We start from the raw sequence: 14,588 nt of genomic DNA, 5'->3' as shown, positions 1-14,588 counted from the left end.
TCGTCCTGTTGCCGTGCACTTCGGTGCTCCGGCGCCGGCGAACGGCGTCGGCCCCACAACCAACTCCCCGCCGATCTCGCCCTGTTCGGCGGGGCGGGCCGCAAGGGGTGAGCGCCCCGGCCGTGACGGCTACGTCACCGCCGCCGTCGGCGGGAGCTGGGCGGGGCTCACCTGCTCGCCCAGCACCTCGGCCATGAACCGCACGAGCCACCGCTGCGCCGGACTGCGCGAGGACTCGTGGCGGGCGTACAGCGCCACCTCGATCGGTTCGGTCTCGAACGGGAGCCGCACCAGGCGCACCCGGTGGGAGGCGGTGAAGACCTCCCCGACGTACTCGGGGACGATGGCGATCAGGTCGGTCTGCTCCAGCAGGTAGGGCAGCATCGAGAAGCGGGTGGCGTCCACGACCACCCGGTCGAGCAGCCCGTGCGCCGCCAGGAGCGCGCGGGGCGTGACGTGGCCGCTCGGCCCGAACACCGTCGCGTGGTGCTCGGCGGCGAGCTCCGGCAGGGTGACCGCGTCGCCCCGGACGCGGGGGTGGTCGGCGGCGACCATGAGGACGTACCGCTCCTGGAAGAGCGGGATGCGCACGGTCCGGTGCGAGGTCAGCACCGGCGTGGCCACGAGCGCGTCCAGGTCGCCGCGGCGCAGATGACTCTCGGCGTCCTCCACGTCGAACGGGCGCACGGTGAAGGACACTCCCGGTGCCCGCTCGCGGGCGGCGGCGAGGAGCCGCGGCAGCAGGGTCGCCTCGCCGAGGTCGGACAGGGCGATGGTGAAGCGGCCCGACATGGTCTCGGGGTCGAAGGTGTCGGCCTGCCGGACCGTCCCGTCGATGTCCGCGAGGGCACGCTGCAGCGGCTCGTACAGCCGCCGGGCGCCCGCCGTCGGCGTCAGTCCGCGGCCGGTGCGGCGGAACAGCTCGTCGTCGAAGTGCCGGCGGAGCTTGCCCAGGCTGTAGCTGACGGTGGGCTGCGTGACGTGGAGCGTCTCCGCGGTGGCCGTGACGCTGCCGGTCTCGTACAGCAGGACGAAGACGCGGGCCAGGTTGAGATCGAAGGTGCCCATATCGATGGACTCTATATCGGGCCGCCGAAACATCTATTGGTGCCCATGTCGCGGGGTGCTTAGCGTGTCGGACGTCACTTCGAAAGGAACGTCCGTGCCATCCGTGCGTCGTGTCTCCCACGAGTTCCTGGAGCGCCAGGGCCTCACCACCGTCTTCGGCAATCCGGGCTCCAACGAGCTGCCCTTCCTCGCCGGCCTGCCCGAGGGCTTCCGCTACGTGCTCGGGCTGCACGAGGGTGCCGTCGTCGGCATGGCCGACGGGTACGCCCAGGCGACCGGCCGTCCGGTGCTGGTCAACCTGCACGCCGCCTCCGGCTCCGGCAACGCGATGGGCGCCCTGACGAACGCCGTGGCCTCCCGCACCCCGCTCGTGGTCGTCGCCGGTCAGCAGGTGCGGCCGGCCGTCGGCCCGGAGGCCAACCTGGCCAGCGTCGACGCCCCGGCCCTGATGAAGCCGCTGGTCGGCTGGGCGGCGGAGCCGGCGTGCGCCGAGGACGTGCCGCGGGCGCTCGCCCAGGCCGTCTTCGAGGCGCGGCTCCAGCGACGGCCGACGTACCTCTCCGTCCCCTACGACGACTGGGCCGCCGAGGCCGGCGACAACAGCCTCGCCGTCCTCGACCGTCAGGTGCGGCGGGCCTCCGTGCCCGACGGGGAGCAGAGCCGCTGGCTCGCCGAACGGGTCACCGCCGCCCGGCGGCCCGCGCTGGTGCTGGGCGGGGACATCGACTCGGCGGGCCTGTTCGACGACGCCGTCCGGCTGGCGGAGCGCCTGGGCGGGCCGGTGTGGGCGGCCCCGTCGCAGTTCCGGCTGCCCTTCCCGAACCGGCACCCGCTGTTCCGGGGCGTGCTGCCCGCCGGCATCGCGCCGGTCTCGCAGGCGTTCGAGGGCCACGACCTGGTGCTCGTGCTGGGCGCCCCGGTGTTCCGGTACCACGAGTACCTGCCCGGCCGGTATCTGCCCGAGGGCACCCGGCTCGTCCAGGTGACCGAGGACGCCTCGGCCGCCGCGCGGGCACCGATGGGCGAGGCACTGGTGGCCGACCCGGGCGCCGTCATCGACCTGCTGCTGAAGACCCTCGAGGCCCCTGCCGAGCCGGCGGGCGCCTATCTGCCGGTGCCCGAGCCGCTCACCGCCGAGGGGCCGAGCCTGCACCCCGAGCAGGTCTTCGCCGCGCTGCGCGACGAGCTGCCCGAGGACACCGCGTACGTCGTCGAGTCGACGTCGACCAACGCCGCGTGGTGGCGCCAGATGGACCTGCGCCGCCCCGGCTCCTACTACTTCCCGGCGGCCGGCGGCCTCGGCTTCGGACTGCCCGGCGCGGTGGGCGTCGCGATGGGGCAGCCCGGCCGCCCGGTCGTCGGCGTCGTCGGCGACGGCTCGGCCAACTACGGCATCACCGCCCTGTGGACGGCCGCCCAGCACCGGGTTCCGCTGACCGTCGTCCTGCTGCGCAACGGCACGTACGGGGCGCTGCGCTGGTTCGGCGGCCTGCTCGGCGTGCCGGACGCTCCCGGACTGGACATCCCGGGACTGGACTTCACCCGCATCGCCGAGGGCTACGGCGTCCGCGCCCGGCACGTCGGCGGTGTGGAGGAGCTGCGTGCCGCGCTCGCCGAGCGGCCCGACGGTCCGCGGCTGATCCAGGTGGACACGGCACTCACCACGCCGTCCTGACCGCCCGGCCCGACCGACCGGCCGAGCGCCCGGAGCCGCCGAGGCGCTCGGCACCCGTAGATCCCGATGAAGGGGAAGACGATGACATTCCTGGACAGCGACGTCTGGGGCGGGAAGTTCTTCAGCGACGGCTGGCAGGACGCCCCCGCCGAGCAGCCGGTCGTCGAACCGGCTACCGGTGACACGCTCGGCGCGGTGGGCCTGGCCACCGCCGAGGACGTGGGACGCGCCGCCGCCCGGGCCGCCGAGGCCCAGCGCGCGTGGGCGGCGACCTCCCCGCAGCAGCGGGCCGCCGTACTGCGCCGCGCGGGCGAGCTCTTCACCGAGCACGCCGCCGAGATCGAGGACTGGCTGGTGCGCGAGGCCGGCTCGGTGCGGACCAAGGCGGGCTTCGAGGTGGGGCTCGCGATCGGCGAGTGCTTCGAGTGCGCGGGCCTGCCGACGCATCCGCAGGGCGAGGTGCTCACCTCCGAGGAGGCCCGCTGGTCACTGGCGCGCCGCCGTCCGGCCGGTGTCGTCAGCGTGATCGCGCCCTTCAACTTCCCGCTCATCCTCGGTCTGCGCTCGGTGGCCCCCGCCCTCGCCCTGGGCAACGCGGTGCTGCTCAAGCCGGATCCGCGCACGGCGGTGAGCGGCGGTGTCGCCATCGCCCGGATCTTCGAGGAGGCCGGACTCCCCGCCGGCGTCCTCCACCTGCTGCCGGGCGACGGCTCGGTCGGCAAGGCGGTCGTCGAGGCACCGGAGGTCCGGGTCGTCTCCTTCACCGGCTCCACGCCGGTCGGCCGGGCGATCGGCGAGCAGGCCGGCCGGCTGCTGAAGCGGGCCCACCTGGAGCTGGGCGGCAACAACGCGCTGGTCGTGCTGCCAGGGGCGGACGTGCGCAGGGCGGCCTCGGCGGGCGCGTTCGGCTCCTATCTGCACCAGGGCCAGATCTGCATGACGACCGGCCGGCACATCGTCCACGAGTCGCTGGTGGAGGAGTACACCGCCGCGCTCGCCGCGAAGGCCGAGGCGCTTCCCGTCGGCGACCCGGCGCGCGAGGACGTCGCGCTCGGCCCGATCATCGACCGCCGTCAGCTGGAGCGGGTGCACGGCATCGTCACCGACAGCGTCGCGGCGGGCGCGAAGGTCGCCGCGGGCGGCGAGATCGACGGCGCCTGCTACCGCGCCACCGTGCTGACCGGCCTCACCACCGACATGCCGGCCTGGCGCGAGGAGATCTTCGGCCCCGTCGCCCCCGTCATCTCCTTCTCCACGCTGGAGGAGGCCGCGCGGATCGTCGACGACTGCGAGTACGGACTGTCCGTCGGCATCCTCGGCGACGTCGGCACGGCGATGAAGCTCGCCGACCGGATCGACTCCGGAAAGATCCACATCAACGAGCAGACCGTGGGCGACGAACCCAACGCCCCCTTCGGCGGGGTCAAGGCCTCCGGCACCGGCTCCCGATTCGGCGGCGCCGCGGCCAACATCGAGGCGTTCACCGAGACCCAGTGGGTCACGGTCCGCCCGGACATCGCCGACTACCCGTTCTGAGAACCCTCCCCGCTCCTCCCCGTCCGCTCGCCCACTCCCGTCCCTGGGGGGAATGTCACCATGGCCTCCGCCACCGCGTCCGACGCGCCGGCCCGCACCGGCGCCACCGGAAACAGCAGATGGACCGTGCTCCTGTGCTGGATCACCGTCCTGCTCGAGGGCTACGACCTCGTCGTCCTCGGCGCCATCATCCCCACCCTGCTCAAGACCCACCATCTCGGCATGACCGCGGGTGACGCGACCACCGTCGCGACGCTCTCACTCGTCGGCGTGGCCATCGGCGCGGTCTGCGTCGGACCGCTCGCCGACCGGCTGGGGCGCCGCCGCCTGCTCATCGGCTCGGTGGTGGTGTTCTCGGTCTTCACCATCGTGGTGCCGCTGGCGAACTCCGTGGCGATGTTCGCCGCGCTGCGCCTCGCCGCCGGTCTGGGTCTCGGCGCCTGCATGCCGGTCTCGCTGACCATGATGGCCGAGCACATGCCGGCCAGCCGCCGGGCGCGGGCCAGCACCCTGACGATGACCGGTTACCACACCGGCGCCGTCATCACCTCGCTGCTGGCCCTCCAGGTCACCGACGACTGGGAGGTCCTCTTCTACGTGCTCGGCGTCGTGGGCCTCGTCGTCGCCGCCGTCCAGTGGTTCAAGCTGCCGGAGTCGGAGGCCTTCGTGCGGGCCCAGCGGGACGGGGCGGCGCGGGTGCCGTTCACGGAGCTGCTGAAGCCGGCGTACCTGCGCGCGGGCATCGGCATCTGGGTCGCCTCGTTCATGGGCCTGTTGCTGGTCTACGGCCTCAACACCTGGCTGCCGAAGCTCATGAACGACGCCGGCTACCCGGTTCCCACCGCCGTCACCCAGCTCCTCGTGCTCAACGTCGGCGGCGTGGTCGGCCTGGTCCTCGGCGGGTGGGTCGCCGACCGGCGGGGCATCAAGGGCACCACGATGGGCTGGTTCGCGGTGTCGGTGCTCATGCTGGCCTGTCTGAGCGTCAAGATGGAGAGCGACCTGCTGCTCAACACGGTCGTCTTCCTCACCGGTGTGTTCGTCTTCTCCGCGCAGGTGCTCGTCTACGCGTACGTGACGAACTTCTACCCGGCCTCCGTGCGCGGCACGGCGCTCGGTTCGGCGTCCGGCATCGGCCGGATCGGTTCGATCGTCGGCCCGTCGATCACCGGGGCCCTGGTCTCCTCGGGGATCGGTCACCCGTGGGGCTTCTACTTCTTCGCCGCGGTCGCGGTCTGCGGCTTCCTGGCCGTACTGACCCTGCCGGGCCGGATGCGGGGCGAGGCGACGGAGGCCGTCGAGGCCGCCGTCTGACAGCGAACGGCACGAGGAAAGGGAGCAGTCGGGCTGGATGGCCCGCTGCTCCCGAAGTGCTTGCCGGACCGGCGCTCAGTCGGTGTCGACGTTCTCGCTGAGGATCTTGCCGTTCGTGGCGTCGACCCCGACGGTCGTCTCGTTCCAGTTGTTGGTGTCCACGACGTCGACGGCCCACATGACCTGCTGGTTGTCGTTCTCGTCGAGTTCGACGCCGGTGACGGTGCCCTTGGCCTTGCCGGTGGCGACCTTCACCGCCTGCTGCGGGGTCTGGGTGGCCTTGCTCAGCCGGTCGGCGATCTCCTTCTTGTCGTCGGCGTCCTGGTCCGCCTCCGCCTGGGTGCGGAAGACCTTCCCGCTGACCGCGTCGATGTCGATGCGGTGCACGGTGCCGTCGGAGGTGGCGACCTTGGCCTCCCACTCGGGGGCGCCCGTGCTGGGGGCGGGGTTCGGGGTGCTCGGCATCGGCGAGCCCGTGGGGGACGCGGTCGCCTCGGCCGAGGTCTTCTTCAGTTCGAGGTCCACGAGTTTGCTGCCGGAGACCTCCTTGACGGCGGTGTCGGCGGCCTTGTCCCAGGTCACCTTGGCCATCGGGACCAAGGCTTTGCGCTCGGCCTTGTCCTCGTCCATCGAGGCGGAGGGGGAGGCGGTGGGGGAGGAAGTGGTGTTGGTCGGGGAAGCGGTGCCGGTGGGGGAACCGGTCGGTGCCGCCTCGGCGACACTCGAACGTGTCGTATCGGCATTGGTACAGGCCGTCATCAGCAGTACGGAACTGCCCAGGGCACACATCACGGCCATCGAACGCATGGGGGGAAGTCGTCGCGCAGAGCTCATGCCCCTCTCCGTAACCGTTTGGCCCTGTTGTCATACCGGTTCGGGAGGGAAAACACCTGAATGGCCGGATCGTCCGTTTTTTCAGCGGGCGGGAACGAACTCCGTCCGGTCGGTCCCCGCTCCGGACGCCGGTGAGCACGGGGTCACGGCGGGCGGCCGGGGGCCCTCCAGCCACTCGCGGTAGGCGGAGGACTGGCGGGCGACCTCCCAGTACGCCTCCTCGAGCGCGGGGTAGACCGCGTCCAGTTCGGCCCGGGTGCGGGCGGCCAGCAGCAGGCGCACGCCGAGGGGGTCGCCGTACAGGGGCCGTACCGCCATGTCGGGGCGGGACTGGGAGCTGGGCTGGCAGACGGTGACGACTTCGCCGGTCGCGACGAGGGACGCGGCGGTGTGGTAGTCGCCGTGCAGGACCCGCGGGTCTAGGCCGACGGCGCGCAGCATGCGGTGCACGCCGTCCCATTCGCCGTCGACGGTGGGGTCGACCATCCACCGGTCGTCGGCGAGGTCGGTGAGGTGGACGACGGGGCGTACCGCCGCCGGGTGGTCGGCGGGCAGCATGACGAACTGCGGTTCGCGCTCGATCAGGACCCGCAGCCGCAGGCCCTCGGGGACGCGCAGCGGGCAGCCCTCCACCTCGTGCACGAAGGCGACGTCGAGCTGGCCGTCGCCGACCCTGCGCAGCAGCGCGTTGGCGGAGACGTCCATCTGGAGCGTCGGTTCCAGGCCGGGGCGTCTGAGCCGGCGCAGCCAGCCGGCGAGGGCCCGGCTCGCGGTGGAGCCGACGCGCAGCCGGCTGTCACCGCCGGCCGCGGCGGCGCGGGCCTCGCGGACGAGGGTCCGCATGTCGGCCAGCAGCGGGCGGGCCCGGCCGAGGACGGTGCGGCCGAGCGGGGTGGGGCGGCAGCCGCTGCGTTCCCGGACGAACAGCTGCCCGCCCAGGGCCTGTTCGATGCGGCTCAGCTGGGTGCTCAACGTGGGCTGGGTGACGCCCAGTTGGCGTGCCGCCCGGTGCAGGCTGCCGGCGTCGGCGATGGCGCACAGCGCGCGAAGGTGCCTCACCTCGAGCTCCATGCAGGGAGCGTAGAGCGGAACAGTTGGTTGCGCCAGGTGAACAAAACGCGGCGGAACAGGGCGAGTTCTGCACTCCGGCAGAACCTGGGCGATAGCCCGGACCTATCGCCTGTTGCCATCATCACAGCGGGCTCCTGGGCGCCCCACACTCACCGGTGACGACTTCTCCCCACTCCCCCACACAAGGAGTCATCGATGCGCATCACCCTGCCCCTGCTGTCCACCGCGGTCGGCCTCGGCCTGACCGCCGCCGTGCTCGGCACCGGCCCGGCCGCGACGGCCGCCGCTCCCCAGGCCCAGGCCCCCGCGGCGCAGGCCGGCTACCAGCCCTCGGCCGGCTCGGGCGAAGACGCCCGCGCCAACCAGGAGTTCTTCGAGGCGGTCGTCAAGTCCGTCGCCGAGAAGCGGGCGGCCAACCCGTCCTCGACGGCCGCCGTCACCGTCTACTACAGCACGAGAAACGCGCCCAGCTTCCGCACCCAGATATCCCGCAGCGCCCAGATCTGGAACAGCTCGGTGTCCAACGTACGACTCCAGGAGAGCAGCTCCGGCGCCGACTTCTCGTACTACGAGGGCAACGACTCGCGCGGCTCGTACGCCTCCACGGACGGTCACGGCAGCGGCTACATCTTCCTCGACTACGCACAGAACCGGCAGTACGACTCGACCCGCGTGACCGCCCACGAGACCGGGCACGTGCTCGGCCTGCCCGACCACTACACCGGCCCGTGCAGCGAGTTGATGTCGGGCGGCGGCCCCGGCCCGTCCTGCACCAACGCGTACCCCAACGCCACCGAGCGCAGCCGGGTGAACCAGCTGTGGGCCTACGGGTTCGCGGCCGCCTTGGACAAGGCGCTGGAGAAGAGCGGACAGCGCTGACAGTACGTGAGGACAGTCGCGGGGACGGCCGGAGCGGGCCGTCCCCGCGCATCCGTGCCCGGACCGCTTGCGAGACCCCCGAGGGGGTACCCGACGCCCACTCGTGAGTACTCCAGCGAAGGAGCCCTACGTGGACGGTCGGAAGGCACCCGCAGGCAACGGTCTCGGCGATCTGGAACCCGGCACACGGCAGCGCGCGCAGTTGCGCACCCGCGTCGCCGACATCTCGTGGACGGCGTTGTGCGTGGTGCTCGCGCTGTGGGCCGTCTGGAGCGCCGTCGGCGTGGCACGGGGTGCGACGGCCTGGGCGTACTGCGCCGTGGCCTGGGTGCTGCTGGCCGCGGCGCTGGCCCTGCGCGCGGCGGCGATACGGCGCAGGAACTCGCTGTAGCCGCTCGGGCGGCCGTCGGCCACCGAAACCGGGTGCGAGCGCGCGGGACTTGGGCCGGCTCAGCCGTGCGCGGCGGCGGGCAGCGCGTCGTGCACGGCGCGGTGGACGGCCCGTGCCAACCGGGCGCCCCACTCGGAGCGGGGGCCGGCGAAGGCGTGGGCCTCCGTGCCGGGCTGCGGCGCGCGGGCGGCGACGCACACGGCGTCGGTGGGCGTGCCGGAGCAGTCGAGGCCCGCTTCGACGAGTGCCTGCACCTTGGCCTCGGTCGCCGTGATGACCGCGTTGACCAGGGCGGCGTCACTCAGGGCCACCGGCAGGGCGGCGAGGATGTTGATGGTGCCCGGCCCGGGTGTCCCCGTGCCGCCCTCCTGCGGTGCGGCCGCCCATCCGCGCACGGAGACGCCCGCGGTGACGACGGCCTCCGTGCCGCCGTCCCGCGCGCGGCCGGGGTCGCGGACGTCGGCGGCGGTCATCAGGCCCATGCCCCGTCCCTCGGCTCCGGCGGCCAGCGCCAGGTCGGCGAGGTGGCGGGCGGGGTCGGTGCGTCGATATCCGTGCGCCACTTGGGCGTTGAGGACCCACGCGCAGTCGGCGATGCCGCCGCCGAGCACGGCGCTGCCGGCCATCCGCCAGCCCGGCCCGGGCCGCCACAGCAGGGCGTGCAGCCGTTCGCCGTCCTCCACGCGGGTCAGGCGCTCCAGGTCCAGCAGACGGGGCCCGGTTCGGGGGGCGGGGAGGAGGGCGGGCACCGGTCGGGGCTCCTTGCCGGTTCGGGGACGGACCGGACGATCGTACGCGGCGGCCGTGCGCGGGCCCGCCGCGCCCTTCGGGAGCACGGTCCCGCTCCCCGCCTCACCGGGCACCCGGTGCCGCGGCACGGGAACGCCGGGAACGCCCCTTCGGCGGTGTCGCCGTCGCCGCGCATTGCGGAGCGGGTCCGGGGCACTTTCACTGAAGGCACTTCGCCATCAGGCGTCAGATCGGAGGCCACCACGATGCTGTCCCACACCCTGGAGCATGGAGTCCTCGTCATCACGGTGGATCAGGATCCGGGAATCGACGGGCGGGCCGCGCTGTCCACCCACATCACGCACCTCGTCGACGCCCACCAGCCGGCTCCGGTCGTCATCGTCCTGACCGAGGAGGCCTCCAGTGGTGCCGCCGTCAGTGCCGTGCTCCGGGCCCACCAGTGGTGCGGTCGCCTCGGTGTCCTGATGAGCGTCGTCACCCACAGCGCCCCTGTCCGGCGGCTGCTGGAGGACAACGCCGACACGACCGGCCCCCGACTGGTCGTGCACGCCCGGGTCGACACCGCCATCAGCACCGCCTTCACCGCAGCGGCCTAACGCCGTTGCGCAATGTGCCGGTGGCGGCGGGGTCCGCCGCCGGCACCCGGTGCCGGCGGTCGGGCGTCCGTCCGCCCGGCGGTTCTACTGCTGTCCGAGCCAGAGGTCGGGGCCGAAGACCTCGTAGTGGACGGCCTCGGCGGGCACCCCGCGGCGCAGCAGGTCGCCACGGACGGCGCGCATGAAGGGCACCGGGCCGCACAGGTAGACCGTGAGTCCCGCGGGCAGGTCCAGACTCTCGATGTCGACGAGTCCGGCCGATGCCTCCGGCGCCTGGTCGCCGGGCTCCTCGTACCAGAGGTGGATCCGGGCGTCCGGGAGCGCGCCGACGAGGTCGATCTGCTCCTGCCGGTGGGCGTGGTCGGCGGGGGTGCGGTCGGCGTGGACGACGGTGACCGGACGGCCGGTGCCGGTGGCGGCCAGGTGGTCCAGCACGGCCAGCATGGGGGTGACGCCGATTCCGGCGGAGACCAGCAGCAGCGGGCCGTCGCCCTCGGCCGGCGCGAGGTCGCCGAACGGCTCGGAGACGGTGAGGACATCGCCCTCGCACGCGGTGGCGTGGAGCCAGGACGAGACCTCGCCGTCCGGCTGTCCGGCGCCCCGGACGCGCTTGACGGTGATCCGCCGGTCGGAGCGGCCGGGTGCGGCGGACAGGCTGTACTGACGGATCTGCCGCGAGCCGTCGGGCAGTTCGGACTGGACGCTGACGTACTGGCCCGGGCGGAACGGCCGCGCGGGGCGGTCGTCGGCGGGCCGCAGTACGAGGGAGACGGCGTCGGGGCTCTCCTCGCGCCGCTCGACGATCTCCATGCGCCGCCAGACCTGCCCCTCGGCGACCTCGGCCTCCTGGTAGAGGCGGGTCTCGATGGCGACGAGCGCGTTGGCCATCAGCCAGTAGACCTCGTCCCAGGCCGCGGCGACCTCCGGGGTGACCGCGTCGCCGAGGACCTCCGCGATCGCCGCGAACAGGTGACGGTGGACGACCTTGTACTGGTCGGAGGTGATTCCGAGGGAGGCGTGCTTGTGCGCGATCCGGGAGAGCATCGCGTCGGGACGGGCGTCGGGACGCTCCAGCAGCATGCCGGCGAACGCCGCTATGGACCCGGCCAGTGCCTTCTGCTGCTCCCCGCTGGCCTGATTGCCCCGGTTGAACAGGTCCCGCAGCAGCTCGGGGTGGGCGTCGAAGAGCTTCCGGTAGAACAGCTCGGTGATGTCACCGATGGCCGCTCCGACCGCCGGAAGGGTGGCCCGGACCACGGGGACGGACTGTTCGGAGAGCACGGCGACTCCTTAATTGGTAGATGATTTTCGTGTTTTGAGTCACAGGTCGGCACGTGCCGCCCCGTCCGCCCGTCAGCCGGACGGGCGAACCGTCAGCCCCACCAGGACCGGACCGGTCGGCGAGGCCACCAGGTCGGCGACGGTCAGGGGGTCGAGCGCGCTGTAGAACGCCTCCTGGGCCGCGCGTAGGGCACCCCGCAACCGGCAGGCCCCGCGCAGCGGGCACGGTGTCTCACCCTCGCAGGCGACGACCTCGCCGTCGCCCTCCAGCTCCCGGACCAGCCAGCCGACCGAGGCGTGCCGCCCCAGGTCGGTCAGTGTCAGTCCGCCGCCACGGCCGCGCCGGGCCTCCACCACACCGAGGTGCTGCAGGCGGGTGATGGCCTTCGCGGCGTGCGTGTACGGCACGCCGATGACCTCGGCCACCTCGCGGGTGGCAAGGGGGTCGTCGCCGTCCTTCAGGACCGCCAGGCGCATCACGGAACGCAGCGCCAGGTCGGTGAATTTCGTCAGCCGCACAGCGGGACCCTAACAAATACGCATGTTAGATTCCCCTTTACCTGCGGCTGGGGGCCCTGTGGAGTGCGTCACTTGACGGGCCGCGCCGGAACGGCCGCCCAACGGGGCGGCGGGCGGCCGCGGTTGGGCACGGCGGACGGTGGCATCCGATGACAGCGGAAGACGGCGGCACCCCCACCCCGGCCGAGGGGACTCCCCTCCCCCGGGTCCTGTGCGACACCGCGGAGCTCCTGGCCCTCGCCGGGGACGCACCGACCGGTGCCCTGTGGCGGCTCGCGGAACCGGGACGCCAGCTGGACGCCAACGTCGTCCGCGTTCCCGCGTCCGGACGGGTCGGCACCCACACCGAGCCCGACCTCGACGTCCTGCTGCTCGTCCTCGACGGGGCGGCCACCCTCGTCTGCACCGACGGCGACCGGCCGCTGCGGCCGGGGCTGCTGACCTGGCTGCCGCACGGTGCGACGCGCGCCGTCCAGGCCGGGCCCGACGGGGTGACGTATCTGACGGTCCACCGGCGCCGGCCCGGCATGCGGATCCAGCCGCCCGGTGCCGCCGACCGGCTCCGCCCCGACCCCGCCTGAACGGCGGTCCCGGTCAGCAGGCCGGCGCGGGCACGCTCAGGCGTCCGTCCCGCACCTCGGTGACACGGTCGGCCGCGGCCAGATGGGCGTGGTCGTGGGTGACCAGCACGGTGGCGGTGCCCGCTCGTGGGTGAGGCGGGTGATCAAGCCGACGACGGCGGCGGAACGCTCGTGGTCGAGGGCGCTGGTGGGCTCGTCGACCAGCAGCACCCCGGGGTCGTTCATCAGCGCCGGGGCGATGGTGACGCGCTGACGCTGGCCGCCGGACAGCTGGTGGGGGCGGCGGTCGGCCTGGTCCGCGAGGCCGACGGCGCCGAGGAGGTTCAGCGCCCGCTCCCGGGCGGCCCGGGGGCTGCGGCCGTCGATGTGGGCAGGTCCGATGACATCGGGCCCGAACTTGTCGCGGACTCGGTCGACGTCCTTCCCCGCCACCAGCCGCGCGGTCCGGCTACTCGCCTCGGCATGCGTGACCTTGACTTACCCGGCGTAACGTTTAGCAAGTTGATCACGCTCTTAGAAGTGAGCCGGTTGATCATCGGTGTTACGCCGCAGCGCCCACGCGTCCGTTGGGGGCTGTACGGCGTCGGGCGGCCGCTCCCTGCCGGGGAGCGGGTCCGCCTGTGTGACCACGGTCCGGAAAGTGGCCTGCCCAGTTCTCGTAGGAAGGGGTTCGCCGAGAAAAGTCACTTTGTCATGGCTTGCGCCTTTTCCTGCTTGTCGATCACTGACCGCCGCTACCGTTCACAGAAAAAGCACGTCTCCTTGATATCTACGAAAGTCCGGTCCGCTCCGCCCCGGCATGCCCGCACCGTGACCCATGGCCGGGTACGGGGTGTGTATCTGCCTCGCCTCGCGGATGCGGCCGCGGCCTCCATGGCCACCTACGGCATCCCCTTGCTGGTGCTGGGCACGACGAACTCCTCGTCGCTGACCGGGATCGCCTTCATGCTGGCGTGGGCGCCACGGCTGTGCACGTTCAGTCTGGCCGGCATGGCCGTCGACCGTTTCGGACCCGCTCGGGTCTTCCGGCTGGCCGCCACGGCCCGGGCGCTGGTCGCGGGGCTTGCGGCGCCCACATTGGCCATGACCGACGTCCGAACGGCCTCGAGCCTGGTACTGCTCCTGGCCGCGTGCGCTGGGTGCCTGACCCAGTTCAGCTACATCGCGGCCGAGAGCACGGGCGCGGTCGTCAGCCGGGACGCCGGCGGCGCGGCACACCGCGTCCAGTCGGTCCTGCTGGGCATCGACCAGGCAGCTGCTCTGGCCGGCCCCGCGGCGGGCGGCCTCCTGCTGCAGCAGGGCGGCTCCAGCGGCATGCTCGCGGTGATCAGCGGCTTATCGATGCTCACGGCCGCCATCGCCCCGGGCACACGTCACGCGCCCCCGTCGGCACCACAAGCAACCGGGCCTGGGGCACGGGGGTGGCGGACCGGCTGGTCCACCCTGCGCGCGCTGCCGAGGCTCGCATGGCTGGTGGCGGGGCTGGCACTGTCCAACCTGGCCCTCGGTCTTCTGGAAGCGGCAACCCCGGTGATCGTGGTGAAGCAACTCGGCCAGTCCAGCGCCTCGGTCGGCCTGGTGTGGTCCTGCGCGGCCGCCGCCTCGCTGCTTGCGGTCACCACCTGCCGCGTCACGATCGACCGGTGGGGACTGACGAGGGTGGGCCGCTGTGCCGCTCTGGTGACCATCGTGCCGTGCTTCCTCATCGCGCACGCCGGCTCCTACCCCGCCTACCTGGTCCTGACCGCCGTCTTCATGGCCGGCGACAGCGTCCTGACCGTCGTACTTCGCACCCTTCGATCCCACCTCATTCCCGCCGAAGTGTTCGGCAGCACCCTGTCCGTGACCGTGCTGATCCTGCTCCTGCCCTACCCCCTCGCCGGCATCCTCATGGCACTCGTCAACCCGGCAGACATACACACCGTGATCACCGTCTGCGCCGTCCTGCAATGCCTCGGCCTCGCCTGCGCCTTCACCCGCAGCACCCACCACCGGCCACGCCACGGCAAGCACCGCAAATGAGGTCGACATGCACACACGGCACTGCGTCCGCCTGCCATCCGGCCCAAGGCGGCCCGGCGCGGCCTCGCAGG

Annotated in this window: 14 protein-coding genes and 1 pseudogene; 8 read left to right on the top strand and 7 right to left on the bottom strand. The window is 72.7% G+C overall.

The window, feature by feature from the left end; all coding sequences use genetic code 11:
* Window positions 1-129 precede the first annotated feature (129 nt).
* Entirely contained in the window at window positions 130-1,068 is a 939-nt protein-coding gene (locus IEZ05_RS08165) for a LysR family transcriptional regulator (RefSeq protein WP_189229338.1), read from the bottom strand.
* 94 nt (window positions 1,069-1,162) lie between these two features.
* On the opposite strand from IEZ05_RS08165, the gene mdlC reads away from it, so the two are divergent.
* From mdlC to IEZ05_RS08150, 3 genes are all read left to right on the top strand, one after another.
* Entirely contained in the window at window positions 1,163-2,743 is a 1,581-nt protein-coding gene (gene mdlC, locus IEZ05_RS08160; RefSeq protein WP_189229337.1) for a benzoylformate decarboxylase, read from the top strand.
* A gap of 81 nt (window positions 2,744-2,824) precedes the next feature.
* On the top strand, window positions 2,825-4,279 hold the full coding sequence (locus IEZ05_RS08155) for a benzaldehyde dehydrogenase (RefSeq protein ID WP_189229336.1): 1,455 nt from the start codon (window positions 2,825-2,827) through the stop codon (window positions 4,277-4,279).
* A 60-nt stretch (window positions 4,280-4,339) separates the two neighbouring features.
* Window positions 4,340-5,593 (top strand): MFS transporter, encoded by a 1,254-nt coding sequence (locus IEZ05_RS08150; protein ID WP_189229335.1) that lies wholly within the window; start codon window positions 4,340-4,342, stop codon window positions 5,591-5,593.
* A gap of 75 nt (window positions 5,594-5,668) precedes the next feature.
* On the opposite strand, the gene IEZ05_RS08145 is transcribed toward IEZ05_RS08150, so the two are convergent.
* Window positions 5,669-6,427: a PepSY domain-containing protein gene (locus IEZ05_RS08145; protein WP_189229334.1), complete on the bottom strand. Its 759-nt coding sequence runs from the start codon at window positions 6,425-6,427 to the stop codon at window positions 5,669-5,671.
* Window positions 6,428-6,508: 81 nt separating this feature from the next.
* Window positions 6,509-7,498, bottom strand: a complete 990-nt coding sequence (locus IEZ05_RS08140; protein WP_189229333.1) for a LysR family transcriptional regulator — start codon at window positions 7,496-7,498, stop codon at window positions 6,509-6,511.
* 195 nt (window positions 7,499-7,693) lie between these two features.
* On the opposite strand from IEZ05_RS08140, the gene snpA reads away from it, so the two are divergent.
* A complete protein-coding gene (gene snpA, locus IEZ05_RS08135) occupies window positions 7,694-8,377 on the top strand; it encodes a snapalysin (protein ID WP_189229332.1) in 684 nt (227 codons plus the stop codon).
* Between the two features lie 130 nt (window positions 8,378-8,507).
* Window positions 8,508-8,768 (top strand): hypothetical protein, encoded by a 261-nt coding sequence (locus tag IEZ05_RS08130; RefSeq protein ID WP_189229331.1) that lies wholly within the window; start codon window positions 8,508-8,510, stop codon window positions 8,766-8,768.
* 59 nt (window positions 8,769-8,827) lie between these two features.
* On the opposite strand, the gene IEZ05_RS08125 is transcribed toward IEZ05_RS08130, so the two are convergent.
* Window positions 8,828-9,517 carry an adenosylcobinamide amidohydrolase gene (locus IEZ05_RS08125; RefSeq protein WP_189229330.1) on the bottom strand — a complete coding sequence of 230 codons (690 nt, stop codon included), beginning with the start codon at window positions 9,515-9,517 and terminating at the stop codon, window positions 8,828-8,830.
* A gap of 246 nt (window positions 9,518-9,763) precedes the next feature.
* On the opposite strand from IEZ05_RS08125, the gene IEZ05_RS08120 reads away from it, so the two are divergent.
* Window positions 9,764-10,114: a hypothetical protein gene (locus IEZ05_RS08120; RefSeq protein WP_189229329.1), complete on the top strand. Its 351-nt coding sequence runs from the start codon at window positions 9,764-9,766 to the stop codon at window positions 10,112-10,114.
* An 84-nt stretch (window positions 10,115-10,198) separates the two neighbouring features.
* Here IEZ05_RS08120 and IEZ05_RS08115 read toward each other — a convergent pair whose 3' ends face one another.
* On the bottom strand, window positions 10,199-11,395 hold the full coding sequence (locus IEZ05_RS08115) for a globin domain-containing protein (protein ID WP_189229328.1): 1,197 nt from the start codon (window positions 11,393-11,395) through the stop codon (window positions 10,199-10,201).
* 72 nt (window positions 11,396-11,467) lie between these two features.
* The gene (nsrR, locus tag IEZ05_RS08110; RefSeq protein ID WP_189229327.1) at window positions 11,468-11,914 is read right to left on the bottom strand and encodes a nitric oxide-sensing transcriptional repressor NsrR; all 447 of its coding nucleotides are present in this window, start codon (window positions 11,912-11,914) and stop codon (window positions 11,468-11,470) included.
* Between the two features lie 149 nt (window positions 11,915-12,063).
* Here nsrR and IEZ05_RS08105 point away from each other — a divergent pair, with 149 nt between their 5' ends.
* A complete protein-coding gene (locus tag IEZ05_RS08105; RefSeq protein ID WP_189229326.1) occupies window positions 12,064-12,495 on the top strand; it encodes a hypothetical protein in 432 nt (143 codons plus the stop codon).
* Window positions 12,496-12,508: 13 nt separating this feature from the next.
* Here the strand turns inward: IEZ05_RS08105 and IEZ05_RS08100 are convergent.
* Window positions 12,509-12,867: pseudogene (locus IEZ05_RS08100) on the bottom strand (ATP-binding cassette domain-containing protein); the annotation flags it as partial.
* A gap of 438 nt (window positions 12,868-13,305) precedes the next feature.
* Here IEZ05_RS08100 and IEZ05_RS08095 point away from each other — a divergent pair.
* Window positions 13,306-14,517: an MFS transporter gene (locus IEZ05_RS08095; protein WP_229869607.1), complete on the top strand. Its 1,212-nt coding sequence runs from the start codon at window positions 13,306-13,308 to the stop codon at window positions 14,515-14,517.
* The last annotated feature ends 71 nt before the right edge of the window (window positions 14,518-14,588 follow it).

The organism is Streptomyces flaveolus, from assembly GCF_014648815.1.
In the GTDB taxonomy this organism is placed as follows: domain Bacteria; phylum Actinomycetota; class Actinomycetes; order Streptomycetales; family Streptomycetaceae; genus Streptomyces; species Streptomyces flaveolus.
This window is presented reverse-complemented; position numbering and strand designations above follow the sequence as displayed.